Here is a 24,324-nt window from a genome sequence, read left to right as displayed (position 1 = left end):
TGACCTGACTTTCCAAGACTCTATTCAGCCTTGATGTTTTCCCAGCGTTTCAGAAGATCGGCATGGCTGTCGATCCAGGATTTCACCGCTTGGTCCATCGTCTTGCCGTCATTGACCTCGCTATTGATTGCCGTGATATCTGCAAGCGGAACATAGACGCTGGCAATCACTTCACGCGCGTGAGGATTCTCGGCAGAAAAGCCCTTGTGACCGATCCAATAATAGCTCTGCGGCGGCGGAAATACGGCCTTCGGATCCTTGAGGAATTTCAAATCATATTTCTGCATCATCCAGGACGGCTCCCAGACCGTCACGGCAATCCATTCCTTGCGCTCGGTAGCAGCCTTCAACGCTGCAGTCATGCCAGCCGTGCTGCCTTCGACAAGCTGCAGTTTCAGCCCATAAGCCTTGACGGCACTTGCGGCATCTCGCATCAGCCCTGAACCAGGCTCAATGCCGATAATCTTGCCTCCAAGCTTGTCAGCGTTATCGTTAAGCTGATCCATGGAGTCGATGGGCACGTATTTCGGCACAGCGACGGCCTGATAAAGACCATGGGAAACCGGTGAGATCTTCTCAAGGCGCTTCTTGTTTTTATCCCAGTAATCCTGAGCCACATAGTCGGTCTGCGACGCCAATATCTGGATATCGCCCTTGGTCAGAGCCGCATAAGCGATACCCCATTCGGAAAACGGAACCACCTTCACGGTATAGCCCGAATCTTCGAGTACCTTCTTGGTGATGCCGGTAATTGGTGTCAGATCCTCCCACGACATCGTACCGATGGTGATGGACTTTTGTTCCGCGTGAGCGGACAGCATGGTCATTCCGACCATCGCCGCGGCACACAGCGTTTTCCACAATGTCTTCATGTTTTGCTCCTCCTATTCGTCTCGGTTATCCCTGAAAGCCCGGTGCAAGCACCGCCTCCACATTGCGCGGCGTAGCTGCCTTATCTTTCCCGGCCCGCACGCAATTCCTGCAAACGGATCACCGCATTGACGCCAAGCCATGCAAAGGGCTCCGGCGGAAGCCTTGAGGGCTTCGGCTGATCCATGAACTTTTCGAGTTGTAATGAGTTCGTTCCGGTTGCGAGATCGGCAGCCATAATGCCCGCCAATGTGCTCTTGACCGTTCCCAGACCATTTTCGCAGCAGGCAGAATAGAGGCCTTCTTCTAGTTCGCCAAAAGCTGGCACGTGATTCCGGCTGAGGCACAAACGGCCAGCCCAGACATATTCAAACGGAACATTGGCAAGATGCGGAAACCTTGCATCAAGCGACTGACGTTGCTCCTGCGCTATGCCGGCCAAGCGCGCGTCACTGACGTCAACCGTCCTGTCATAGGTGAACCGGGTCCGGATGACGATGCGGGCGCCCTGATCCGTGGCAATCTTGCGCACGGTCGCCCCCATGGGATCGGCGGGCAAAAGAGCCCACGATTCTCGGCCAGCGGCATTCTCGAACGGAGCCGTCATCGATGCATAAGTGAAAATGTGCATCAGACGGCCGCCAAAATAGCCAAAATCCTCGATGTGACCATTGACCCCAACGATCACCTTCGCAGCACCAACCGTGCCGCGGCGTGACGTCGCGATCCACGATCCGCCCTTCTTCTCGAGTTTCAAAACCGGCGAGTTCTCAAAGAACTGAACTTTTCCGCTCAAACCTTCCGCAAATCCACGGATGTAATCAGCCGGCTGAATCATCACGGCGCCCGGCGTGTAAAGCCCCCCGAGATAATAGTCGGAGCCGGTGATTTCCCGCATGGTATTTGCGTCGAAAAGTTGGTGTTTTTCGCCAATGCGCGCCAGCGACTGGCCATAATTGGCATTAAGCTTCATACCGCGCGCCGTAGCGGCCGCGTTGATCTTCCCGGATGGATCAAAGGTTCGCTTCGACATGCCATATTCAGCCGCCGCAGCAGCGGCAAAGGAGATGGCAAAACGGTTCTGCTCAATCTCCAGCGCAGTTGCCGCTTCACTCGCGACTGAATATTCCCCCGAAGAAAGATTATGTGGAACATCAATCATATAACCGGAGTTGCGACCCGAAGTCCCCTTGGCAATCTCGCTGGCCTCTAGCACGACGATTTTTGCGCCGGGCTGAAGTTGCAACAGTCGACGCGCCGCGGAGAGACCTGCAAATCCGGCGCCGATAATCAGCCAATCCGCCAGAACGTCGCCCTCAAGCGCCTGAACAGGCACGTTGCGCTTGCTGATTGCCTCCCAACCCGAAATCCCCGATTCCGCCGGCAGACGCTTTACGACAATCTGTTTCATCGGACCGTCTCGTCGACAGAGCGTTCCGAAACATCAATCCAGATTGTTTTCAGCTCGGTATATTGGTCATGTGCGAACACCGATTTATCGCGTCCGCCGAAGCCAGATTCCTTATATCCGCCGAAAGGTGTTGTGGCATCGCCTTCGCCGAAGCAGTTGACGGTGACCACACCGGCCCGGATCGCCCTCGACAACCTGATCGCCTTCCTCAGACTGCCGGTATAAACAGAAGCCGTCAGGCCGTACGGCGTGTCGTTAGCCAGGGCAATGGCTTCCTCGAGTGAAGTAAAGGTCGTAACCGAGAGCACGGGGCCAAAGATCTCTTCCCGAAACAACCGGCTCTCTGGCATCACGCCGTCAACAACTGTAGGAACGACATAAATACCGCCCGATGTATCGCCGCCATGTGCGAAGGACAGCTTCTCCTTCCTGACGTCGTCGAGATAGGATTTAACCTTATCAAAATGAGCTTTGCTGACGAGCGCGCCGATACGATTTTCCGGATCGAGCGGATCGCCGGTTTTCCAGTCCCGCATATACGCGCCAATGCGCTGCAAAAGTTCGTCCTTGACGCTGGCATGAACGATCAGGCGCGACGTCGCCGAGCAGTTCTCGCCCATGTTCCAGAAAGCACCGGTAACAATCTGCTCAGCTACCAGATCAAGATCTTCGGCATCCTCAAGCACCACCGCCGGGTTCTTACCGCCGCATTCAAGCACAATCCGCTTCAGGTTGGAGTCCGCCGCGTAACGCAGGAAGCGCCGGCCGGTGGGTGTCGATCCGGTAAAGGTGACCATATCGACATCCATGTGCAAACCGATAGGCTCGCCAACTTCCTTGCCGCCACCGGTGACGACATTGAACACACCGGCCGGAACGCCAGCCTCATAGGCGAGTTCCGCCAAGCGCAGCGCCGTCAGCGTGGTTTCTTGAGCGGGCTTGACGATTATGGAGCATCCCGCCGCCAGAGCAGGACCGATCTTCCATGCCAGCATAAGCAACGGGAAGTTCCAGGGAAGAACGGCGCCGACAACGCCGATCGGTTCCCGCACCACCATGGTCAATGCCTTGGAGCCGACCGGCGCCGTATTGTCATAGAGCTTATCGATCAGTTCTGCGTGCCAGCGGATGGTGTTGATCGTATCGGCGACATCAACGGTCTGGCATTCGCGAACCGGCTTGCCGCTGTCGAGGCTTTCCATAACGGCGAGTTCATGCCGGTTATCTTCGATCAGCTTGGCAAATCGGAGCAATACGGCCTTGCGCTCTGCCGGCGCAAGCAATTGCCAGCGCCCGTCATCGAACGCCTGCCTGGCCTTGGCCACGGCAAAATCGACATCAGAAGCATCACAGGCCGCGATTTCACCCAGCAATTCGCCCGTGGCGGGATTTATTGTCTTGAAAGTCTTCCCGGAATTGGCTGGGCGGAAAGCGCCGTCAACAAATGCATTGACCGGAAAAATGAGGTTGCGTGCAATTGCCTTGTATTCGGCAGCGGTCAAAGGTTCATGCATTGTTTGCTCCCGACGTGATCTGTTCGACCGTACGCTTCAAAGTGGTAACGACAGTCTGGAGGGTTCTTTTTTCTTCAGAATTGAGAGGGCGCAGCGGCGCACGGACAGAGCCGGCTTTCAGGCCGATCAGTTCGCATCCGTGCTTGATCGACTGAACGAATTTGCCGCACTCGAGAAAATCCATCAGAGGCAACATGGCGGTCATGATCGCCCTCCCCTTGTCGAAATTCTTCTCGACCACGCAGGCCTCATAGAGCGCTACATGCTGGCGGGGCAGGAAATTGGAGCCGGCGCAAACCCAGCTCCTGGCACCCCAAGCGAAGAATTCTAGCGCCTGATCGTCCCATCCGCAGGAAAGAGCAATATGCGGAAACTTGCGGGCAAGCAGGTGGACGTTGGTCATGTCCCCCGAACTTTCCTTGATCGCAACAACGTTCCGGGACTTGCCCACGCGGGAGAAATATTCCTCACCCATGACAACGCCCATACGCGCCGGATAATTGTACAGCATGATCGGGAGATTGGCCGCCCGGTCCACCGTCAGGGCGTGAACGGCGTTTTCGCGTTCCGTCGGTAGTGCATAGGGGGGTGACGAGACCAAAATCGCGTCCGCGCCGATTTCTCTGGCCGCCTTGGCATATTCAACCGAATCTTCCGTGCGCGTGGCGCCGGTGCCGATGATCAGCGCCAGCCGGCTGCCGATCACATCCTTGGCGAACGCGCCGAGATCATAGCGCTCCTGCGCGGTTTGAGCATAGTATTCACCCGTGGAACCACCGATGATAATGCCATGCACCCCGGCCTCGATCAGAGACTCGAGTATGGCCGCAAAAGCTTTGCGGTCTATCTGCCCGTCCGGGCTGAACGGCGTGACTGCCGGTGTGTATATACCTTCGAATTTCAAGATATTTTCTCCATCGATGGAGCAGTCGCTTCGACGAGCGCATCCGCTTTGAGCCCTTGTGGCGCGATAAACATTTCCATGTTTTCGCGGGACAATTCCCAGTGTTCAAACACGAGGTCGACAACCTGATCTTCTTCATGCGAGCCGATAGCCTCGATGAAGCCGTCGTGATGCTCAACTGCAAGCTGGAGACGCTTGCGCATATCGTCGTTGCGTGGCCGGAAGAAAGTGTGACCGATACGGGCATGATCGATGAGCAGCCTGCCTAGACTGGGCTGAAGGTAGGCATTCCCCGACATCTCGCCGATAATCTCGTGGAACCGGTTATTTTCCAGCACCAGTCCAAGCGCATCACCCGATAAGCCTGCGCTACGAAAACGCTGCTGCGTGTCTTTGAGCTCTGCGAGTTGACGTGGCTTGAAATTCTGCACCGCGAGCCGGCCGATGGCAGCGTAGATCATCGGCGCAACCAGGAAGAAATGCCGCAAGGTAGAATGGTTCATCGGAACTACGCGAGCGCCCCGGTTGGTCCGTATATCCACGTAACCTTCGCCCTCCAGACGGCGAAAGACTTCCCTGACGGGAGTACGTGACAGGCCATATTTCTCGCTGAGTGTCGCCTCATCCAGATCTTCGTCCGGACCGAGTTCCATCGTCAGAATTTGACGCTTGAGATCCTCGTACAAACCACTCTTGCCGCTTTTCATCTGGAAGCTCCTCGTGAATTCACGCCTCCTTGTGAGGCGCCGCCGACTTGATCAGCCAAAAATTACACGGGTTCAGATGCGTGTCAACAAAATTGTATTTTTTATAAATACAAATAAAACATTTTAAAAATACATTGCCTGTGGGGCCATCTGGCTAGCACGCAAACGAAAAAGCCCTCCTTGTTAAATTTCGCTTCAGATTGACCCATTTCTCACTCTGCTCTGATCCATTTTGACTTAATCAAACCACTGAAATTTAACAAATATTTCTCGATAGCGCGGACCGCCATTAGATGGAAAAATTGTTCAATACGAGAAGGAAATTAATAACTTTAGCCGTTTCATCTCGGTTGGCAGCAACCCATCGTACTTCTTCTTCCAGTTGAAATAGGTCGCCTGGCTAATCCCGGCCTTCCGGCAGATGTCTGCCACAGGCACGCCGTCAGCCCCTTGCTTCAAAATAAACGCCTTCTGAGCGTCGGAAAATTGGCTTGCTTTCATCGTTTTTGCTCCTCCCGGCCGGGAGAAATTAGCGCGAAAAACTCTAATCAAAAACGGTCCAGTTTCCTGGGGGCAGATCGCCTCGACCCAACATGGTTTGGGTCGCCGATTTTACGTATATCCGCACCGCTGCTGGCTTCTGCTATTTGGCCGTCATTCTCGATGCCTGCAGCCGTAAGGTTGTGGGTTATGCTCTGTCGAAACGCCTGGACACGCCGTTAGCGTTAGCTGCATTGCATTCGGCCATCGAGAACCGGAAACCTCCACCAGGCTGCATTCATCACACCGACCGCGGGTGCCAATACGCAAGCGAAACCTATCGCCGGGCGCTTGATGCGGCGGGACTGAACGGCTCAATGAGTGCCGTCGGCAATCCCTATCACAATGCGCAGGCAGAGAGCTTCATGAAGACGCTGAAAGTGGAAGATATTTACCCCGCCGGCTACGAGACCTTCTCGGAAGTGGTCGAGCGGTTGCCCAGATTCATCGAAGAGGTCTACAATGCCAAGCGGCTGCACTCAGCCCTCGGCTACCGGTCACCAGCAGAATTTGAAACTGAACTCGCCCAGCAAGCGGCTTAGTTTGAAGCTCCTCGCTGGTCCAGTCCTAGGGGTTCACTCCATCAAATCTCTAAAATTTATCAAAAATTTCTCGATAACCCGGATCACCACTAAATGGAAAAATGGTTCAATACGAGAAGGAAAAGGACACTGTGGCCGGATTTTCCTCCATTTATTGGGAACAGATCGACTTTGCCCTATTTTCAGAGGGTCAAATGAGCACTGTGACTCAGCAACTTTCCCAAGCGAGGCAATAAACAATCACACCATCCCGTTTATACCGTTCTTGGATTTTAGGTTAGATTGCCGAACGATAATTGGACTTTGACGGCGCGCGAACGATCTCCAGCTTCGGCAAAAGCGGTTAGTGCCTGTTCCAAAGGGTGGGAGCCAGTAATAATCGGCCGCACATCGAGATATCGGGCGTTCAAATATGATACTGCCTCACTATATTCCGCATGAAACCGGTGGGTGCCAATGAGGCTGATTTCCTTGCCAACGAGCAAGTTAATCGGAACCGGCAGATCACCAGCAACACCAACCTGCACAATGGTGCCAAGGGGCCTAGTGGCATTGATCGCCGAGCGAAGTGCAGGCGCTGCCGCTGAGCATTCAAAAGTCACGTCAAAATGCCCCTTGTCATTGAAATAAGGATTGAGCGCTTCTGGGTTGGTTCGAACATTGAGACATTTGGTCGCCCCCATACGCTTCGAGACCGAAAGCGTTGCATCCTCGAGATCAGTCACGACAATTTCAGCAGCGCCCGCCTCGGCCGCAAGGCCCACAAGAAGCGCGCCGATTGGGCCTGCACCCGTTATCAGCACATGCTTGCCAGCAAGGGCGGGAGCTCGATTGCGAGCATGCAAGCAAACCGCAAGGGGCTCGGCGCATGCAGCTTCCGCCAAACTCACATGGTCGGCGACCGGGATGCATTGCATCGCCGACACAACGACCAGATCTCGAAATAAGCCCTGCTGATGCGGAAAGCGTAATGCGGAGCCAAAAAAACGCATGTTCAGGCAGTGCTGAAAATCCCCTTCTGCACAGTAACGGCAAGTGCCACACGGCATGCTAGGGTTGAGCGCGATCCGGTTGCCGGGCTTCAATGCGGTCACGCCTTCACCGACTGCTGCGACGGTCCCGGCAGCTTCATGACCCAGAATGATCGGTTCTTGCACGCGGATCGGACCGAAACCTCCATCCTTGAAGTAATGCAGATCAGAACCGCAAATCCCTCCCGCACCAATACGCACGAGCACCTCGCCCTTGCCGGGCATCTTTACCGGTATCGTTTCGATACGCAGATCGTTTTGGCCGTAAAGACGGCAAACTCGGGTTTCCACAGACATTGTCCTTTATATTTCGCAGCAGCCGAAGCCCTGCAGAGGCTGTGCCAGCCGCCGTTGTAGCGCCGTTGTAGTTTGCCGACTTGAGGGAATTTTCAACCTGCACAGCTGTGAATCCATCTCATCAACTTTCTCCGCGCAACATTACCACCAGCGAACTTCAGACGATCGCAAATCAAGGCTCGAAATAATCCGGCGCGGATTCCGCAACTTTAGGCAGGTCCTTGAGCACTTCGCGAAGATGCAGACGCATTGCCTTTTCAGCTTTTGCAACATCACCCGCCGCAATGGCATCGACGATAGCCATGTGTTGCTCCACCAGTTTTTCCATGGGAAATTGCATTGTGGAGAGAAACCGCACGCGGTCCATCTGTGATTTTGATTCCTCAATCACCCGCCAAACGCCATTTTTACCCGCCGCTGCGGACAATTGGCGGTGAAACCGCTCGTCCAATTCCATGAATTTCAGATGATCGGATCGCGCTGCTTCCCGTTGACGGGCCACCAGTTCGCGCAGCATCACAATCACTTCCTGCCGTGGTGTTTCAGCAAGCAGGCGTACGATATCTGCTTCTACCGCTTCTCGCACGAAACGGGCATCCATCACGTCCGAAGTGGAAATCTTGCGCACGAATGTTCCGCGTTGGGGCCTGATCTCGACCAGGCCCTCTTCCGACAACTTGATGAAGGCCTCCCGCACGGGCTGACGGCTTATCGAATAAACCTTGGCAATTTCCGATTCGGACAGTGGGCTGCCCGGCGGCAAATCCGTCTGAATGATTCTTTCGCGCAAAATCTTGCGTAATTGCGGCCCGACCGCCGCATTAAGCTCAATATTCCAGCCTTCCTTTGCCACCAGCGCCATGTGCCTCACCCCTTGACCAGAAAATATTTCAATCTACCATACTAGTCAACATAATGTTTAGCTGGTACCGTCTGATCATGGCCGTTGGCCCAACATTGAACAACTGATTTATGAAAGAGAGCCCATGCGACAAACTTGGCGCTGGTTCGGCCCTAACGATCATGTTTCTATCGACGACATGCGGCAAGCTGGTGTCGAGGGCGTGGTTTCGGCGCTGCATCACATTCCAAATGGCGAGGTTTGGACCGCCGGGGAGATTGCGGCAAGGCAGAACGCCATTGCCCATATGAAGGACGGACAAGCCTCCGGACTGAAATGGGAAGTGGTTGAAAGTCTTCCGATTTCGGAAGATATCAAGAAGCAAAAGGGCCCCTGGAAGCATCATATAGACAATTATCTCACCAGCATGCACCACCTTGCGGCGGCCGGGATAAAGGTTATCTGCTATAATTTCATGCCTGTTCTGGACTGGACACGTACAGATCTGGCCTGGCGACTGCCACATGGTGGCACATGCATGCGTTTCGATTTCGTAGATTTTGCAGCCTTCGATATTCACGTGCTGAAGCGCAAAAATGCGGCTGCAGATTTCCCGGAAGCGGTGCGTGAAGAAGCAGACCGACGCTTTTCCAACTGGAGCGAGGAACATTGCCTTGCAATTGCCCGTAACGTGGTGTTTGGCCTGCCCGGCGCTGCCGACCATATGGAGATGGAGGATGTCAGGCAGCATCTGGCCGAGTATGATTCAATTTCAGCGGAACGGCTGCGCCAAAATTTCATCGATTTCCTCGACGCCATCATTCCGAATGCAGAGAAACTGGGCCTTCGGTTCTGCTGCCACCCGGATGATCCGCCATTCCCGCTTCTGGGTTTGCCACGTATCATGTCCACAGAGTCCGATTATCGAAAAATCCTCGAAGCGATCGACAGTCCCGCGAATGGCATGACGCTCTGCACAGGTTCACTGGGCGCGCGCGCAGACAATAATGTTCCCGGCATAATGCGCCGTTTGGGCGATCGGGTGCATTTCCTGCATTTGCGCAATGTACGGCGAGAATCTGCTGATATCGCGGGATCCTTTCATGAATCGGAACATCTTGGCGGCAATACGGACATGGTGGCGGTTATCGCGGCCGTTCTTGAAGAGGAAAAGCGCCGCCGCGCTACTGGTCGCACGGACTGGGAAATCCCCATGCGCCCCGATCATGGGCAGGATATTCTTGACGACCTCAATCGCAAGGCACAACCCGGCTATCCCTCAATAGGCCGTCTGAAGGGCCTCGCAGAACTAAGAGGCATCATGACTGCACTTTCGCATGCCGAATTTGGACTGCAGTGTTGATCGTGCCGCGCATGACGGACGCGTAAACAAAAAACGCGCGTCCGGTTCCACGTTCGTAGTCCGAAGAGCGCTCAGGCTTATTCGGGAATGAAAGCGATTGCTCGCACTGGCGCTCCAGAACCGCCCTCTATGGGCAAGGGCAAGGTCGAGAGCCAGGCAAAAGGTGGCAGCAGATCGAGATTGGCAAAATTTTCACCGATCAGGACGCCTGCGTCGAGAAGTACACGATGGGCCGGAAAATCAGTGCTGCCAAATCGGTCAATCGACATGCAATCGCAGGCGACAAGCCGCACCTTACGCGCCACCAGAAATTCAGCTGATTCACGCGAGAGGCCTGGCCAGTCTGAGAGAAATCGCTGTGCGCCATCCGGATCATTCCAGAATCGTCCCCAGCCGAAATGAAACATAACGGCGTCTCCCAACTCAATCGGACCTTGCAGGCGCTCAAAATCCAGCAGGCGAGACAACGAAACTTCGCTATCGGGCGCCATCTCGCTTGCATCGATAGTTACCATGCGGCCAAAGAACCGGTCCAAGGGAATTTCGGCGATCGAGAGGCCGCTCGGATAAAAATGCGCTGGCGCATCGAAATGCGTTCCGCTGTGCTCACTCAGCGACAATGCATGATTGCAAGCAATGTCCCCCTTGGAAAAATCAGCGATATTGGTTTGACAGAAGGGTGGATGCCCCAGCCAGACGGGCATACCATTGCGCAGTCGGTGAGTAAGATCGACTTTGCGGGTCTTACCAAAGTAAAGACCGGGGGCATCCTCAGGCATCAGGTCCTCTTATTCGGAGCAATGGCGACAATTGCAACGATCAGCAGCCCCATTATGATGAAACGGAAGCCAGCACCGATGCGGAACGTGTTGAGCATGGCAGCCATGAGATTAAAGAACAGCGCGGAACCCCATATGCCCACGGCATTCGCCTGGCCTCCCGCGACGCTAGTTCCGCCAAGCACAACCACAGCAATCGATTCCATGAGATATGTATCCCCCATGTTGAGGGCGGCACCGCCAGAAAAGCCAGAAAGCAGATAACCTGCCAGCCCTGCGAGGGATCCGCACAAAACATAAGCGACGAGCCTTACATTATGGACACGTACACCCGACAAACGCGCAGCATTCTCGCTTTGGCCGACCGCCAGCAACTGGCGTCCCCAGACAACGTTGAACAGTGCGTAACTGGCTATTGCCGTAACCAGCATGACAGTCAGGGGCATGACCTGGATGCCCGCCACATGCGTGGTAGTGAAGCTGGACAGAAGAACCGGCGGTTTCAACGTCGCTTCGCCGCCTAGATTGAAGGCAAACGACTGAAATACGAAGCTCCATGCGAGAGTGGCAATGATCGGCGGCAGGCGAAGCGCAGCGATGGCAATAAAATTTAGCACCCCTGCGACAGACCCAACGGCAATCGCTGCCAGAAATCCGGACGATACCAAGCTGTTCTCGCCATGCATAATGGACATCGATATATAGGCAGCCAGTGTCAGCACCGAAGGTACAGAAAGATCTATATTCCCGTTGCCCGACGCGATCACGAACATCTGGCCCGTACCCACAATCACGCTGATGGCGCCGAAGGCCAACGCGACAGACAATATCGCGCCGAAATTATCAAACCCAGTATAGGCCGAAGTTGCCAGCACCATGATCAGCGCCACGAAGAAGCCGTAGGTCCAGGGAGCAAAAATGGATCTCAACGTGATCACGGCCTACTCTCCGACAGCAGCACCCGCCCTGCGAGCACGAGAAAGAGGATAACTCCCTGCGCGCCAATCTGCCATGTTGCGGGGACCTGCAGAAAACTCAGCAGCGAACCCGCGAGAGACAGCGTCAGCGCGCCAGCCACCGTGCCAACGGGCGACACAACACCGCCCGAAAAGGAGCCGCCGCCAAGAATAACCGCGCCGACACCGAGCAGAGTATAAGCCGGCGCCACATTGGGATCTCCCGATGTGGTCAGCCCTGTCAGTGCGATTCCGCCCAAACAAGCAAGCGCCGCTGCGCTGGCATAGACTGTCACCCGGATACCCGCCACCGACCAGCCTGCGCGCTGCACGGCGCGGGGATTCCCACCCGCCGCCCGCAACAATACGCCGAAAGAGGAGCGGGAAATCATTACATGACCGACAATGGCGAGAAGCAGCGCTACCAAGACAGGCAGCGGCACCAACGGCGGCTTAAAGGTCATGAGGCCGATCAGCCATTGGGGCGCTACGCCTCCCGGCGATGGCAGTGTGATGATCGCCATGCCTAACCAGATGAAGGACATGCCGAGTGTCACGATCACCGAAGGCAGGGCCCGCGCATAAATGAGCATGCCGAAGCCGGTATACGTAAAGATAACCGCCGCGTAGCAGAGTACGGCTACCAGGGGATGAGCCTGAAGGAATACTGCCGTGATGCAGGTGATCATGCCGACGAAGGCACCACTCGAGAGGTCGATATCGCCGAGCATGATAATAAGCATCTGACCGAGCGCGGCAAACATTAATGGTACCGCGAGCTTGAACAGAAGCGTGAAACCGAAATAACTCATCGCGCTGGGCCGGATTGAGAAGATTGTCGCAAGCATCGCCAGCAACGCGATGAACGGCAGGGCGGCCTGAAGTGTGGAAAGGGTCGGGAGCCGGCGCGCGGTCGTGGCTTGTATATCACTCATGACCACCTCCGAATGAAGCCTGCATGATCCTGCCATGTTCGATGTCGTCACCCTCAAGTCTGACGGCCGCGCGTCCTTCCCGGAAAATGAAGATTTCGTCGCAATTGTCGAGTTCCTCAACCTCAGTTGTATACCAGACGAAGCTTCGCCCCTTGACGGCCTCAGCCTTGATCAGGTCATAGACCTCCTGCTTGGTGCCGACATCGACACCGCGCATGGGATCATCGAGAAACACGAGCCGTGCATCCGAGACGAGCGCGCGCGCAAACAGCACTTTCTGTTGGTTTCCGCCCGACAAGCTGAGTATCGGCGTTGCCAGCGAGGGTGCCCGGATCTTCAGCCGGTCGAACCATTCCTTGGACAGCCGGGAAAGGTTGGATCGAGCTATCAAGCCAGCGCGAGCATGAGCGGACAAACTGCGGATCATCATATTGTCGCCAATTGACCAGAGCGGAAAGACCCCTTCATGCACACGGTCTCCCGCGACAAATGAGGGTTTCGCCTGTCCCTTTCGAGACAGTTCCAACTGCGAACCGTAGTACATGGCGCGTAGACGCTCGCGCTGACCGTGCCCGTCAAGGCCCGCAAAGCCGATGATCTGACCGGGCTTCACGGCGATGGCCAAATCACCCGCGCCCCTACCCTGATGACTGTAAAGCAACTGGGCATCGCCCGCCGATGCCGCGACCGCCCGCCGCACCGCCCGCCTTTCTATATTGCCCATAGCCTCCACCAAAATCGTGCGCGTAAGATTGCGGTTATCGAATTGCCCGACAATGCCGCCATCTTTCATCACCACAACACGATTGCAGACGGTGATGATCTCGTTCAGCCGGTGCGTGACTAGAATCGCCGCGATGCCCGTCGCAGCAGCGCGGCGGATATGGGACAGCAATTGCTCCGTCGCCTCGTACCCGAGCGACGAAGTCGGTTCATCCAGCACAATGCAGCGGGCGGGCACAGATGTTTCAATGAAGGCACGCGCAATCTCGATCATTTGGCGCATGCCGATCGACAGATTGCCAATTTTTTCCGACAAGGGAATACCGTGGCCCGGAAATATCTCATCGAGCTTGGCGCGCACAAGTGCCGTCGCCCGCATTTTCCAGCCGATGCCCGTCAGTCCGCGGTGCACGATGCGCAGGTTTTCCGCCGCCGTCAGATTGGAGCACAGTGACAGTTCCTGAAAAATACAGCGCAACCCTTGGCGCTGAGCCTCAAAAGCAGTCCAGCGTTCCACCGCCTGACCATTGCGCTGAATACGCCCTACACTTCGCTCGACCGTACCGTTGAGGACGTTCATGAGTGTCGACTTGCCGGCCCCGTTATGGCCGACAAGTCCGATCACTTCGCCGGGGCGAATGGAAAAATCAACCCCGTCAAGAGCCTGAACAGCGCCGTAGGACTTGGCCACACCAATGAGCTCCAAATACGGCATCTGCGGAGCAACGTCGGCCGTGATTTGCTCTGGTCCAGCACAAGTATTCACGGTTCAAACGTCCTTACTATCACTTCGGTGCGGGCACACCGGGAAGCGCGACCTTATTAACATTGGCGTCGATGATGCTGGCGACAAGGTCCTGCGGATATGTAGCATTGACAACGCCGCCCTTATCTACCGTCTTGAGCCAAGCATCTAGATCTGTCTGGTTAATGGTCAGCAGTGGCACTTCAACAAATTTCGGAACCTGCTTGCCTGCCAATATCTGCTGGGCTGTCCAGAATGCAACCTGCGAGACACTGGGCGTCGCGCCAAGAGAGAATGTTTCGTAGCCGTCCGCCGTATGTTCGTCCTTCCAGAGTTGCAATTCGTCCTGGCGGTTGCCCATGATAATTATTGGCAACTTGCGGCCCGCAGCCTTGAATGCTTGCGCCGCACCATAACCGTCGCCGCCCTGGGTGAGAACCGCATCTACCTGAGGCAGGGAAGGCAAAACGCCGGCCACTTCCTTTTGAGCAACGGTGGCCGTCCACTGTCCATAAACTTCACCAACCATCTTGTAATTCGGATGGGCCTTCATGGCTTTTTCGACCCCCTCATGCAGGCGCTTGTCGAAACCGTCACCTGCCATGCCGCGAATTTCAAAGATGTTCGCCCGCTTGTCGCCGACCTTTTTGGAGATGAAATCAAGCTCGGCCTTGGCATAAGAATCGAGATCATAGTCAACACGATAAGCGCAAGGTTCGGTGACACCGCTGGCGAAGGCGACAACGGTGATGCCTGCATCGCATGCGTCTTTGATTGCGCCATTGAGGGCTGTGTCGGAGCCAGCGAGCACAATGATCGCATTATATCCTTGCAGCACGAGATTCTGAATTTGCGATGCTTGCTCAGTAACCGAGTTGTTAGAATTGACGGTGGTATAGCCGGCGATCTTGCCATCCTTGACAGCCTGCGCGGCCGTAGATTCAAAGCTCTTGATCATCACCTGACGAAACGAATTGCCGGCATAAGAGTTGCTGAAAGCAATCTTCATCTTGGCGGTGTCACCCTTTGCCACGCCATCGGCAGCCCATGCCGCAGTACCGCTAAGAAAGGTTGCCGAAAACGCTAGCGCGCTAACTGACGTGAAAAGTTTCAAAAAACGCATAGAAAGACCTCCCGTGAATACATGTTCAAAGCTGTCTGATCCCGTGTCGCTTCACGGTTGTCCTGAGCCTGTCTTTGACCAACAGCCTGATCCAAAGAGTTACACTAGTATGGTACCATGTCAATAGCGGTGTGTTTTCTGGATTCGCGCCTCTATAAACACCGCCGCGTCCCCATACAGGTTGAGCATCGCTCGATATTTTTCAGCGGGCCCTTCGCCATCGATACCCATCGAGGTGCAAAAAATGAGGCGTTAAATGCCGCTCGATTACATAGCATTGATAATGGGGTGTGTTAATTTTCGCTTCAGATTTACCCATTTTGTCACTCTGCGCTGATCCGTTTTGACTTAGTCAAATCACTGAAATTTATCAAAAATTTCTCGATAACGCGGATCACCACTAAATACAAAAATGGTTCAATACGGGAAGGAAATTAGCACTTATCGGACCTGGCTGGACAGTTGCCCAGATTCATCAAAGCGGTCTGCAATGTCAAGCAGCTACATTCTGCCTACGGCTACAGGTCACCGGCAGAATTTGAAATCCAACTTGCCCCGCAAGCCGCTTAGTTTGAAGCTCTTCGCCGGTCCAGCCCAAGGGTTTCACTCCAAAAGTGGGTCAATACGAGAAGGAAATCAGAACTCTGTATTTAATCACCTGACGCCAGCGTTCGATCTTTCCATGGTTTTGCGGGCGACAAGGCCCGCCGCCCATATGTCTTATATCCAAACAGTCAAACCAATGGACAAGTCATTGGCTATTCATCGATTTAATCGAAAACTCTGAACGTCGAACGTCATCCATCGCCACAAAAGCCGCCGCAGCGCGATTGGCAAAACGACAGGCTTCTAACACCGTCTCGCCGGCAGACAATCTCGCCGAAACCGCACCGATAAAACAATCTCCGGCGCCATGCGACGACACCATTTTCACGCTTACCGGCGCAATGGTCTGGACAGCTTCGCCGCGCGGCCGCACGACAAGCCCGTCGCCCCCGAGGGTCACAATAATGTCCATATCATTCCGCTCAAGCGCTGATATTGCCCGGCTGGCACTTGATGCGTCCTGAACAACCGTCCCTGACATCATTTCAGCCTCGACGCGGTTAAGCACCAGCACATCAATATGATCAAGCAAGGCAGTCTGGAGTTGGCGCACGGGTGCGGCATTCAAGATCACCTTCGCACCCGACTCGCGCGCTGCCCGCGCTATGGCAAAATTGACGCCCTCGCTGATCTCATTTTGCAGAACCAGAACGCGCGCGCCGCCAAGTAACGCCCATCTCTCGACGGCGTCTTCGGGGTCAATGTCGAGATTTGATCCCGAAACAATCACGGCGCCGTAATCACCGTTTCCATCAAGAATGGCGACCGACATGCCCGATCCCTTGGATTCATCGATCCCGACGCCGCTGTTGTCCACACCATTGGCATCGAGATTATCAACCAGCCTTCTGCCGAAATCGTCCTTGCCGACGCGGCTGATCATAGCCGTATGCGCGCCCATCCGCGCCGCCATAACCGCCTGATTGCCGCCTTTGCCGCCACATTTCATCGACCAGCCAGATCCGACAACGGTCTCGTCCAGGCGCGGCAGATGAGACGACTGAACCATGATATCAAGGTGCAGGCTGCCACAGACCGCAACGTCAAATGCAGGAAAATTCATGTTCTGGTTCTCATATCGTTCAGAGGCGGCGTTTGGTCTGGACGGCATTCATCGTTCGGGAGAGATTTGTTTCCGCCGACTGATAGCCCTTCTGCGCCACGGCGATAAACACCGCGTCCATGATGTTCAACTGGGCAATGCGCGCCGCGGCATTTTCACTCGTGAGGTGGGAGCCCTGCGCCGTGGAGCAAAGAATAACGTCGCTCATTTCAGCCAGCGGCGAAGATTCATAATTGGTCACCGCAATGACGCTGGCGTGATTGCTTCGGGCGATCTGCACCGCATCGAGCACGCCAGACGTCCTGCCAGAGTGAGAAAAGGCGACGGCAACATCCCCTGCCCGCAGCAACGACGCCGACATCGCCATCATGTGGGTATCATCAAACACCGATGTCCGCAGACCGATACGGAGAAATTTGTGCGAGACATCGCGCGCAATCTGCGCGGAACCGCCAAGGCCGTAGAAATCACGCTGGTTAGCCCTGTGAATCAGATCCGCCGCCAGCCGGAAGGCATCCATATCCAGAATCGCCAGCGTTTCCTCGAGAGCCTGGATTGAAGTGCGGAACACTTTCTGCACGATCATTTCCGCGGAATCGTCCGGGTTGATCTCCTGATGCAGATCAACGTTCGGCTGGCGCTTATAGGCGAGCAATGCCGCCCGCAACTCCTTATATCCGGCAAATCCGAGCCGCTTTGCGGTCTTCACGACCATGGCTTCGGAAGTTTCAGCTTCGTCGGCCAGGCGTTTCAGCGGCATGACGTCATCCACTGCGCTTTTGAGCAGAATTTCAGCGATCCGCGCCTCCGCCGGAGTTAACTCTGGCAGCATCATGCGGATGCGTGGGCCAACAGTCCTTGGATCGGTGGTTCTGGAATCAAAGTTCACGTCTATTCCTTGCCGCGTGTGAGCCGATCTACCAACATTGCGAGAATGATAATGATACCTGTCGCAAGTAATTGATAGAAGGCCTGAACATTCAGCAAGGTCAAGCCGTTCCGCATGGCGCCAAGCGTGATTGCCCCCAGAATTGTGCCGATGATTGATCCTTTCCCGCCCATGAGCGAGGCGCCGCCAATGGCCGCCGCCGCAATCGCGTCAAGCTCCCAAAGATTGCCAAGCGTGGGTTCGGCGGCGCCCAGACGCGCGATCAGGATTACCGAGGCGAGCGACGCCAGTCCGCCGGAAATGACATAGGCGGAAATCTTGGTGCGTGCGATAGGAACGCCGCTGATGCGCGCCGCTTCCTCGTTGCCGCCGACAGCCAGAATATATTCTCCGATAGGCGTCTTCGCCAGTAGGATCGAGCCGATGACGCCCAGAACGGCCACAACAACGACCGGCACGGGAAAGCCCCAGATATCAGTCGAAAAAAATCCGCGAAATGCGGGTGGCAGGCTGAGAACCGGATTGCCCCCGGTATAGATGAGTGCGGCGGCGCGAAACACACTCAGAGTACCCAGTGTCACGATGAACGGCTGCAGCCCGCCATAGGCGATCAGCGCACCATTGATCAGCCCGCATACGACGCCGACGGCCAGAGCAACGCCAATTGCCAGGATGATCGGATAGCCTGCGGCCAGCAATGTTGCCGAGAAAACGGCAGCAAGCGCGGCCGTCGGCCCGACAGAAAGATCGATGCCGCCCGAAATGATAACCAACGTCATGCCAATCGCAATGCAGGCATTGATGCTTGATTGTTGCAGAATATTGATCAGGTTTCGGTCAGTCAGAAATACATCGGACAGGCTCGCAAAAATCGCACCCATGATCAGGAGGCCGATCAGCGTCCCCATGTCGCGCATTCCAAAGCGGAACAGCGGCCTCCGAACATTTGCTTGATCAGTCATTTCTCACTCAACTCCCTGGAATGGCGCCGATTATGCCGCCGACTTGTTCCCGGCCTTGCCCGAAACGGCAAAGCGCATGATCGTCTCTTCGGACAGTTCAGAACGGTCCAATATGGTTTCTGCCTCGCCGCGCCGCATCACCAGCACCCGGTCGGACAAACGCAAGATTTCCGGCAATTCGGAGGAAACCACGATGATCGCCTTGCCTTCCTGCGCGAGCGCGTCAATCAGTTTATAGATTTCGCCCTTGGCGCCGACATCGATACCGCGCGTCGGCTCATCGAAAATAAGAATTTCCGAGCCGGCCATCAGCCAGCGACAGAGAATGGCCTTCTGTTGGTTGCCCCCGCTGAACAGGCGTATCTGCCGGTTGATATCATGCGGACGCAGGCTGACGCTGCGTGTCAGTGCATCAACTTTTTCGCGCGCTTCGCTCGCCCTGACGAGACCGAACCGGGTCATTTTGCCAAGACTAGGCAACGAAACATTGGAAACGATAGTGCGTAGCGGAATGATGCCGTCCTTTTTCCGCTCTTCGGGCAGAAGGGCTATGCCGCGAGCGATTGCGTCGCGCGGACTGGAAAAATGAAGCTTCTCGCCGGCCAGCAGAATATCGCCCCGGCTGGGATGATCCACGCCCGCGATCAGGCGCACGAGTTCTGTACGGCCTGAACCGACAAGACCGGCAATGCCGAGCACCTCGCCCTTGCGCAACGCAAAGCTGACATCTTTGACGGCGTCGCCGCGGCCAAGATCCCGAACCTCGATGGCGATATCATCGCGGACATGCGATTGATGCGGATGCGGCTCGATTGCCCGCCCAACCATCATCGAGACCAGTTGATCCTCAGTTGTCCCTGCCAGCAACGTGTCACCGACCTTTCGTCCGTCGCGCAGCACGGTGGCATGCGAGGCCACCCGGAAAACCTCATCCAGTTTGTGCGAGACATAAATTATTGCGACGCCGCGTGCGGACAACCTCTCGATCACGGCCGCGAGTTTGTCGAATTCGCGCGGCGTGAGACTGGAGGTTGGCTCGTCCATCGCAATGACGCTGGCCTCGAACAGCAACGCCTTGGCAATCTCGACAATCTGGCGTTGAGCCACGCGCAGCTCGCCGATCTTCGCGGTGACGTCGATGGTCGGATCGATCTGAGACAAAACCTCCCGCGCCCGTTCGCGCATCCGGATTTTATCGGTGAACAGACCAAATCTGGTCAGCTGCATGCCAAGAAACATGTTCTGGGCAACGTCCAGTTCAGGAACCTGCTGTAATTCCTGATGGATCATGGCAATGCCGGCGAGGCGAGCGCCTTTTGGCGACAGCAGTTCGACCGGCTTGCCGTTGATTTCGATCTTGCCGGAATCTGCGCGATAAATGCCCGACAAAATTTTGAGCAGCGTCGATTTGCCGGCGCCATTTTCGCCAATAAGGGCAAGAACTTCGCCGGCCTTCACCGAAAAGCCGACATCGCTCAGGGCCTGCACGCCAGGAAAGGCCTTGGATAGACCCGTCACAGAGAGAACGGTATGGTTTGGAATTGACGCAGGCATCGGCACCAACACGCAAGTTAAAGCTGCACTTCATGAAATCTGCCGGCGGAGGTCTTCCGGCCGGCAGAACTTATCACCGCCAATGGTTACTTGGCAGCGGCATCTTCCATCAGATTCTTGCGCACGGTGGCTTCGTCACCAGTGTAGCGCGCCATATTGTCCTTGGTCACAAGAGCCTGTGGCGTAGCGACAACACGCGGCAGCTTCTGACCAGCCTGCAGGCGCAAAGCGACCTCAAGCGCCACCTCACCTGTCAGCACAGGGAACGAGTCGACAGTTGCCGTCAGTTCGCCGTCCTTGATCGACTTATAGGCATCGCTGATGCCGTCGGTGCCGATCACAGCGATCTGCTTCAGCTTGCCGGCAGCCTTGACCGCCTCGACAACGCCCAGCGCCATGCCGTCGTTGTTGCAATAGAAGCCGACGATATCCGGATGCTGCTGGATGATGGTGGTGGCTGCGTCATAGGAGAGCTGACGATCCCAATTGCCAGGAACGGATGCAACAACGCTGAATTTCGAGCCTTCAGCCTTGATCGTATCCTTGAAGCCGGCGGTGCGCTGCACAGCTGCATAGACGCCTGCCATGCCTTCGATCACGGCCAGTTTGCCACCTTCGGGCTTGTTCTTGATGAACCAACGGGCGGCGCGCACGCCATTATCCTTCTGAACATTGCCGATATAATGCTTTGCAGTCGGAATCACGGCGTCATTGACGTTGATGACCGGAACGCCAGCCTTTTCAGCCGCTTCAACGGCGGGCTGAAGGTTCGAATCGGTCTGCGGCGAAACCAGCAGGATCTTGTAACCCTTCGAGAGCATGTTCTCGGCAATGGCCAGCTGGCCGAGTTGGTCCGATTCACCCTGTCCGGCCTGCAAATCGACGGAAACGCCAACTTCTTTGCCAAACTTGACATAACCCTCGCCGAGGCTGCGCCAATATTCATTGGTCAGCGCCTTTGCCACTGCGCCAACCTTCATGCCGGCCTCAACCTTAGGCAATTTGCCGAATTTGGCTTCAAGCTGCGACCAATCCATACGGTCGGCTTCGATATCGGAGTTCAGAGGCTTAAGCGCATCGGCATGAGCCGAGAAGGACATGCTGGCTGCAAGGGCCATTCCCAGCAGCGAGGTTGTGATAAAAGAGCGTTTCATTCGTATTTCTCCCAGACGGTTTCCATTTATCGCGTTAGTTCGCTTTCGGCGTCATTCCCCGAAAATCGCTTTCTGCACGATGGCCTGACTGGCGACCGCATCCTGCCTCTCGATGGCAGCCGCCAGAAACTGATTGCCGCGCAGCCGCTCGACGACGCGGCGCATGGCATTGACAACATTGACATTGTTTGAACATTCGGCGACCGGATCGAGGCCGGTCGTATCCGGAAACGTGTCAAAATAAATAGCACCGTCATATCCGATGCGATCGAGCACATAGAGCAATTCGATGGTTTGGACCGGATGCACGGCGCCGACCATCAGGCCGTCATCGCGTTTGGCATATCCGTCGTTGAGATGGATACCCAGCAGCCTTGAATGACGCGCCACAAGCATGGCAGCGAACGCCGGCATCTCTTCGGCATATAGCACGTGGGCAAAATCGAGCGTAACGCCAAGATTGGGCCGGTCGATTTCTTTGATCGCCAGCAATGTGGTGGCTACGTTCGGCATCAGACTGAAGGAGCGCGGCTCATTCGGCTTATATTCGATACTGATGTCAACGGCGGGATTATGATCGGCGATCTCGCGGATGGCCGCGACGGTGCGCTCCCAAAGCACCCCGTAATCTGCCTGAAAGGAATAATCAAAACCGTCCTGCCCCATCCACAGCGTCATCAGCTTGCCGCCTATGGCAACCAGCGAATCGATGCCCTGCTTGGTCAGGTCGATGGCGGCGCGCCGAACCCGCTCCTCTGGATGGGTGAAGGCGCCGAGCTTGAACCCGGGATCGGTGTAATAACGCATAGCATAGCCATTCAGCGATACGCCGATATCCGCCAGCTTGTTGCGGATGTCGCGCTCATCCAGCCCCTCGACATGATCCGGATAATTGAAATCAACCGCGTTGAGACCCTGGACTGTCGCCGCGCGCGCCACCAGATCAAGGCTGGTGATTTTACCATTATGACCTTTGAAGTAATCTTTCTCGTTGACGCGGAAGGAATTTAGCCGCGCAGCATAAGTTTTCTGATCATTTTGGGCGGAAATTTTCATCGATGGCTTTCAATCTAAAATTCGCTTATATCACGACTTTATAATAATCTGTAATTTTGTAAAGTATCTTGCATTAAATTTTATCCCAGCTTCTAATGGCCGCAACCGGATGCCACATGCTTTACGGAGGAACAATGACCCGCCAGATCATCCTTGTTGACCCGCTTCCCCGCACCATTGACCTGATCATGGAACCGGATGTCCGACAGCGGTTAGAGCAACTTGGAGAACTCGTCATTTCGGAAGACATGCCTATGCCCGACGACATGGTCGACAGCCTGCTTCCGGATACGGTTATGATTTTCGGACAGACATCCATGCCGAAATCGCGTCTGGATCGCGCAGACAGATTAAAAGCGATTATAAACGTCGAATCGAATTTTTTGCCAAATATCGACTATAAAACCTGTCAGGATCGCGGAATTTGGGTGATAACGCCCGCATCCGCCTTTGCCGAGCCTGTCGCCGAGGCAGCGGTCGGCATGGCGATAGACCTTGCGCGTGGCATCACGCAAGCAGACAGAGAATTCCGCGCCGGCACAGAGCAATACGGACTGGCGGGCAACATTGGTACCTTCCGCTTTGCCGGTGCATCCGTTGGCATTATCGGCTTTGGCGACCTTGGCCGTCAGCTCCGGGACTATATCCGTCCGTTCCGCAACGAGGTGCGCGTCTACGACCCCTGGCTGCCAGACGAGATCATTCGTCGTCAGGACTGTACGCCCGCTTCACTTAACGAATTGCTGCAATGCAGTAAAGTCGTCTTCATGTTTGCCAGCGCCACCAGCGAGAATGAAAAATTCATCGGCGCCAGCGAATTTGCTCTGATGCAACCGGGGTCCGCCTTCCTTCTGATGAGCCGCGCCGCAGTCGTCGATTTTCCCGCCATGCTCGGGGCAGTACGTTCAGGCCATATAAGGGCGGCGATTGACGTCTTTCCAGTGGAGCCGGTCGCCCTGAACGACGAAGTGCGCTCAATGCCCGGACTGTTGCTGTCCGCCCACAGGACGGGCGGCACCCGCGACGCGTTTTACGCACTTGGCGCGAAGGCCGTCGCTGATGCGGAATTGATCATGCGCGGTCTGCCGCCTCAGCTATGCCGCCGCGCAGACCCGGCAACTGCCAGCCGCATGCGCTCAAAACCGGTGGACATTTCCTAAAATTGGATTGGTAAACTCCGATACCGGCAGCATTTCCAAGCAGTGAATGGAAGCGTCAATGCGCATTGCTCTGGCATGGTAAATGCCTGTGATCCGCGGGCAAGAGGTTGGCGACTTGGCGTCGACACTACAATGAAGATAAACGGTCAACTCTCTTCAAATTAATCCATGCCTTCACTCTGTGCTGATTCTTTTTAACGTGGTCAAATCACTGAAACTAAGCGGAATGTTTCAGATCTGGCGGATCATTGTTAATTTTCGCTTCAGATTGACCCATTTCTCACTCTGCGCTGATCCGTTTTTGCTCAATCAAATCACTGAAATTTATCAAAAATATCTCGATAGCGCGGACCGCTACTAGATAGAAAAATGGTTCAATACGAGAAGGAAATTAATACTGTTACGTCACCTGGCGTTCCCTGAACGGCCAAGGCTGTTCCCTGATAAGATAAAATAAATTCCCTGTTATTTTTTCACGAAAAAAACTATTAACTCACTGAAATATCGCGCTAAATTCAGATAATTTGGCCAAATTGGCCTCAAAAAATTGAAATTTTCCCTGTTTTTTCCCTGTTAACAGGGAATTTTAGGCCAAAGAC

At 55.1% G+C, this 24,324-nt stretch carries 21 protein-coding genes and 1 pseudogene; 3 read left to right on the top strand and 19 right to left on the bottom strand.

Annotated features, from left to right (window positions below):
• Nucleotides 1–20 precede the first annotated feature (20 nt).
• From AC0N03_RS15725 to AC0N03_RS15700, 6 genes and pseudogenes are all read right to left on the bottom strand, one after another.
• Complete coding sequence (locus AC0N03_RS15725; RefSeq protein ID WP_474289857.1) at nt 21–872, bottom strand: glycine betaine ABC transporter substrate-binding protein; 852 nt, start codon at nt 870–872, stop codon at nt 21–23.
• A gap of 80 nt (nt 873–952) precedes the next feature.
• Nucleotides 953–2,281 (bottom strand): NAD(P)/FAD-dependent oxidoreductase, encoded by a 1,329-nt coding sequence (locus AC0N03_RS15720; RefSeq protein WP_474289856.1) that lies wholly within the window; start codon nt 2,279–2,281, stop codon nt 953–955.
• On the bottom strand, nt 2,278–3,795 hold the full coding sequence (locus AC0N03_RS15715) for an aldehyde dehydrogenase (protein WP_474289855.1): 1,518 nt from the start codon (nt 3,793–3,795) through the stop codon (nt 2,278–2,280). Before AC0N03_RS15715 ends, AC0N03_RS15720 begins: the two co-directional genes overlap by 4 nt.
• Nucleotides 3,788–4,699, bottom strand: coding sequence for a dihydrodipicolinate synthase family protein (locus AC0N03_RS15710; protein WP_474289854.1), 912 nt, complete (start codon nt 4,697–4,699; stop codon nt 3,788–3,790). The genes AC0N03_RS15715 and AC0N03_RS15710 overlap by 8 nt, the downstream gene beginning before the upstream one ends.
• A complete protein-coding gene (locus tag AC0N03_RS15705) occupies nt 4,696–5,406 on the bottom strand; it encodes a GntR family transcriptional regulator (protein ID WP_474289853.1) in 711 nt (236 codons plus the stop codon). Before AC0N03_RS15705 ends, AC0N03_RS15710 begins: the two co-directional genes overlap by 4 nt.
• 324 nt (nt 5,407–5,730) lie before the next feature.
• Nucleotides 5,731–5,907: pseudogene (locus AC0N03_RS15700) on the bottom strand (transposase); the annotation flags it as partial.
• A gap of 92 nt (nt 5,908–5,999) precedes the next feature.
• Between AC0N03_RS15700 and AC0N03_RS15695 the strand changes: the two are divergent.
• The gene (locus tag AC0N03_RS15695; RefSeq protein WP_474289852.1) at nt 6,000–6,488 is read left to right on the top strand and encodes an IS3 family transposase; all 489 of its coding nucleotides are present in this window, start codon (nt 6,000–6,002) and stop codon (nt 6,486–6,488) included.
• Between the two features lie 272 nt (nt 6,489–6,760).
• On the opposite strand, the gene AC0N03_RS15690 is transcribed toward AC0N03_RS15695, so the two are convergent.
• Nucleotides 6,761–7,816 (bottom strand): L-idonate 5-dehydrogenase, encoded by a 1,056-nt coding sequence (locus tag AC0N03_RS15690; RefSeq protein WP_474289851.1) that lies wholly within the window; start codon nt 7,814–7,816, stop codon nt 6,761–6,763.
• A 172-nt stretch (nt 7,817–7,988) separates the two neighbouring features.
• The gene (locus AC0N03_RS15685; RefSeq protein ID WP_474289850.1) at nt 7,989–8,678 is read right to left on the bottom strand and encodes a GntR family transcriptional regulator; all 690 of its coding nucleotides are present in this window, start codon (nt 8,676–8,678) and stop codon (nt 7,989–7,991) included.
• Nucleotides 8,679–8,802: 124 nt separating this feature from the next.
• On the opposite strand from AC0N03_RS15685, the gene uxuA reads away from it, so the two are divergent.
• Nucleotides 8,803–10,020, top strand: a complete 1,218-nt coding sequence (uxuA, locus tag AC0N03_RS15680; protein WP_474289849.1) for a mannonate dehydratase — start codon at nt 8,803–8,805, stop codon at nt 10,018–10,020.
• Between the two features lie 77 nt (nt 10,021–10,097).
• On the opposite strand, the gene AC0N03_RS15675 is transcribed toward uxuA, so the two are convergent.
• From AC0N03_RS15675 to AC0N03_RS15625, 11 genes are all read right to left on the bottom strand, one after another.
• On the bottom strand, nt 10,098–10,799 hold the full coding sequence (locus tag AC0N03_RS15675; protein WP_474289848.1) for a cyclase family protein: 702 nt from the start codon (nt 10,797–10,799) through the stop codon (nt 10,098–10,100).
• Nucleotides 10,799–11,737, bottom strand: a complete 939-nt coding sequence (locus AC0N03_RS15670) for an ABC transporter permease (RefSeq protein WP_474289847.1) — start codon at nt 11,735–11,737, stop codon at nt 10,799–10,801. Before AC0N03_RS15670 ends, AC0N03_RS15675 begins: the two co-directional genes overlap by 1 nt.
• A complete protein-coding gene (locus AC0N03_RS15665; protein WP_474289846.1) occupies nt 11,734–12,690 on the bottom strand; it encodes an ABC transporter permease in 957 nt (318 codons plus the stop codon). The genes AC0N03_RS15670 and AC0N03_RS15665 overlap by 4 nt, the downstream gene beginning before the upstream one ends.
• The gene (locus AC0N03_RS15660; RefSeq protein ID WP_474289845.1) at nt 12,683–14,104 is read right to left on the bottom strand and encodes an ATP-binding cassette domain-containing protein; all 1,422 of its coding nucleotides are present in this window, start codon (nt 14,102–14,104) and stop codon (nt 12,683–12,685) included. Before AC0N03_RS15660 ends, AC0N03_RS15665 begins: the two co-directional genes overlap by 8 nt.
• Before the next feature lie 94 nt (nt 14,105–14,198).
• Complete coding sequence (locus AC0N03_RS15655) at nt 14,199–15,281, bottom strand: substrate-binding domain-containing protein (protein WP_474289844.1); 1,083 nt, start codon at nt 15,279–15,281, stop codon at nt 14,199–14,201.
• A 751-nt stretch (nt 15,282–16,032) separates the two neighbouring features.
• Nucleotides 16,033–16,950, bottom strand: coding sequence for a ribokinase (locus AC0N03_RS15650; RefSeq protein WP_474289843.1), 918 nt, complete (start codon nt 16,948–16,950; stop codon nt 16,033–16,035).
• Nucleotides 16,951–16,969: 19 nt separating this feature from the next.
• Nucleotides 16,970–17,839, bottom strand: coding sequence for a MurR/RpiR family transcriptional regulator (locus AC0N03_RS15645; RefSeq protein WP_474289842.1), 870 nt, complete (start codon nt 17,837–17,839; stop codon nt 16,970–16,972).
• Between the two features lie 2 nt (nt 17,840–17,841).
• Nucleotides 17,842–18,801: an ABC transporter permease gene (locus AC0N03_RS15640; protein WP_474289841.1), complete on the bottom strand. Its 960-nt coding sequence runs from the start codon at nt 18,799–18,801 to the stop codon at nt 17,842–17,844.
• Nucleotides 18,802–18,831: 30 nt separating this feature from the next.
• Nucleotides 18,832–20,355 carry a sugar ABC transporter ATP-binding protein gene (locus AC0N03_RS15635; protein ID WP_474289840.1) on the bottom strand — a complete coding sequence of 508 codons (1,524 nt, stop codon included), beginning with the start codon at nt 20,353–20,355 and terminating at the stop codon, nt 18,832–18,834.
• An 86-nt stretch (nt 20,356–20,441) separates the two neighbouring features.
• Nucleotides 20,442–21,509, bottom strand: a complete 1,068-nt coding sequence (locus AC0N03_RS15630; protein ID WP_474289839.1) for a sugar ABC transporter substrate-binding protein — start codon at nt 21,507–21,509, stop codon at nt 20,442–20,444.
• Between the two features lie 51 nt (nt 21,510–21,560).
• Nucleotides 21,561–22,565 carry a sugar phosphate isomerase/epimerase family protein gene (locus tag AC0N03_RS15625; protein ID WP_474289838.1) on the bottom strand — a complete coding sequence of 335 codons (1,005 nt, stop codon included), beginning with the start codon at nt 22,563–22,565 and terminating at the stop codon, nt 21,561–21,563.
• Nucleotides 22,566–22,699: 134 nt separating this feature from the next.
• Here AC0N03_RS15625 and AC0N03_RS15620 point away from each other — a divergent pair, with 134 nt between their 5' ends.
• Nucleotides 22,700–23,725 carry a hydroxyacid dehydrogenase gene (locus tag AC0N03_RS15620; protein ID WP_474289837.1) on the top strand — a complete coding sequence of 342 codons (1,026 nt, stop codon included), beginning with the start codon at nt 22,700–22,702 and terminating at the stop codon, nt 23,723–23,725.
• Nucleotides 23,726–24,324 lie beyond the last annotated feature (599 nt).

Source organism: Methylocystis sp. sgz306128 (assembly GCF_056032725.1).
Note: the sequence above shows the minus strand (reverse complement) of the source record. Positions and strands in the feature narration are given on the sequence as shown.

What these genes read in the sequence shown, in the direction of transcription:
- AC0N03_RS15695 (WP_474289852.1), top strand. Translation starts at nt 6,000, where the DNA reads ATGGTTTGGGTCGCCGATTTTACGTATATCCGCACCGCTGCTGGCTTC.
- AC0N03_RS15690 (WP_474289851.1), bottom strand. Translation starts at nt 7,816, where the DNA reads ATGTCTGTGGAAACCCGAGTTTGCCGTCTTTACGGCCAAAACGATCTG.
- AC0N03_RS15685 (WP_474289850.1), bottom strand. Translation starts at nt 8,678, where the DNA reads ATGGCGCTGGTGGCAAAGGAAGGCTGGAATATTGAGCTTAATGCGGCG.
- AC0N03_RS15630 (WP_474289839.1), bottom strand. Translation starts at nt 21,509, where the DNA reads ATGAAACGCTCTTTTATCACAACCTCGCTGCTGGGAATGGCCCTTGCA.
- AC0N03_RS15725 (WP_474289857.1), bottom strand. Translation starts at nt 872, where the DNA reads ATGAAGACATTGTGGAAAACGCTGTGTGCCGCGGCGATGGTCGGAATG.
- AC0N03_RS15620 (WP_474289837.1), top strand. Translation starts at nt 22,700, where the DNA reads ATGACCCGCCAGATCATCCTTGTTGACCCGCTTCCCCGCACCATTGAC.
- AC0N03_RS15715 (WP_474289855.1), bottom strand. Translation starts at nt 3,795, where the DNA reads ATGCATGAACCTTTGACCGCTGCCGAATACAAGGCAATTGCACGCAAC.
- uxuA (WP_474289849.1), top strand. Translation starts at nt 8,803, where the DNA reads ATGCGACAAACTTGGCGCTGGTTCGGCCCTAACGATCATGTTTCTATC.
- AC0N03_RS15635 (WP_474289840.1), bottom strand. Translation starts at nt 20,355, where the DNA reads ATGCCTGCGTCAATTCCAAACCATACCGTTCTCTCTGTGACGGGTCTA.
- AC0N03_RS15640 (WP_474289841.1), bottom strand. Translation starts at nt 18,801, where the DNA reads ATGACTGATCAAGCAAATGTTCGGAGGCCGCTGTTCCGCTTTGGAATG.
- AC0N03_RS15625 (WP_474289838.1), bottom strand. Translation starts at nt 22,565, where the DNA reads ATGAAAATTTCCGCCCAAAATGATCAGAAAACTTATGCTGCGCGGCTA.
- AC0N03_RS15675 (WP_474289848.1), bottom strand. Translation starts at nt 10,799, where the DNA reads ATGCCTGAGGATGCCCCCGGTCTTTACTTTGGTAAGACCCGCAAAGTC.
- AC0N03_RS15720 (WP_474289856.1), bottom strand. Translation starts at nt 2,281, where the DNA reads ATGAAACAGATTGTCGTAAAGCGTCTGCCGGCGGAATCGGGGATTTCG.
- AC0N03_RS15665 (WP_474289846.1), bottom strand. Translation starts at nt 12,690, where the DNA reads ATGAGTGATATACAAGCCACGACCGCGCGCCGGCTCCCGACCCTTTCC.
- AC0N03_RS15705 (WP_474289853.1), bottom strand. Translation starts at nt 5,406, where the DNA reads ATGAAAAGCGGCAAGAGTGGTTTGTACGAGGATCTCAAGCGTCAAATT.
- AC0N03_RS15650 (WP_474289843.1), bottom strand. Translation starts at nt 16,950, where the DNA reads ATGAATTTTCCTGCATTTGACGTTGCGGTCTGTGGCAGCCTGCACCTT.
- AC0N03_RS15655 (WP_474289844.1), bottom strand. Translation starts at nt 15,281, where the DNA reads ATGCGTTTTTTGAAACTTTTCACGTCAGTTAGCGCGCTAGCGTTTTCG.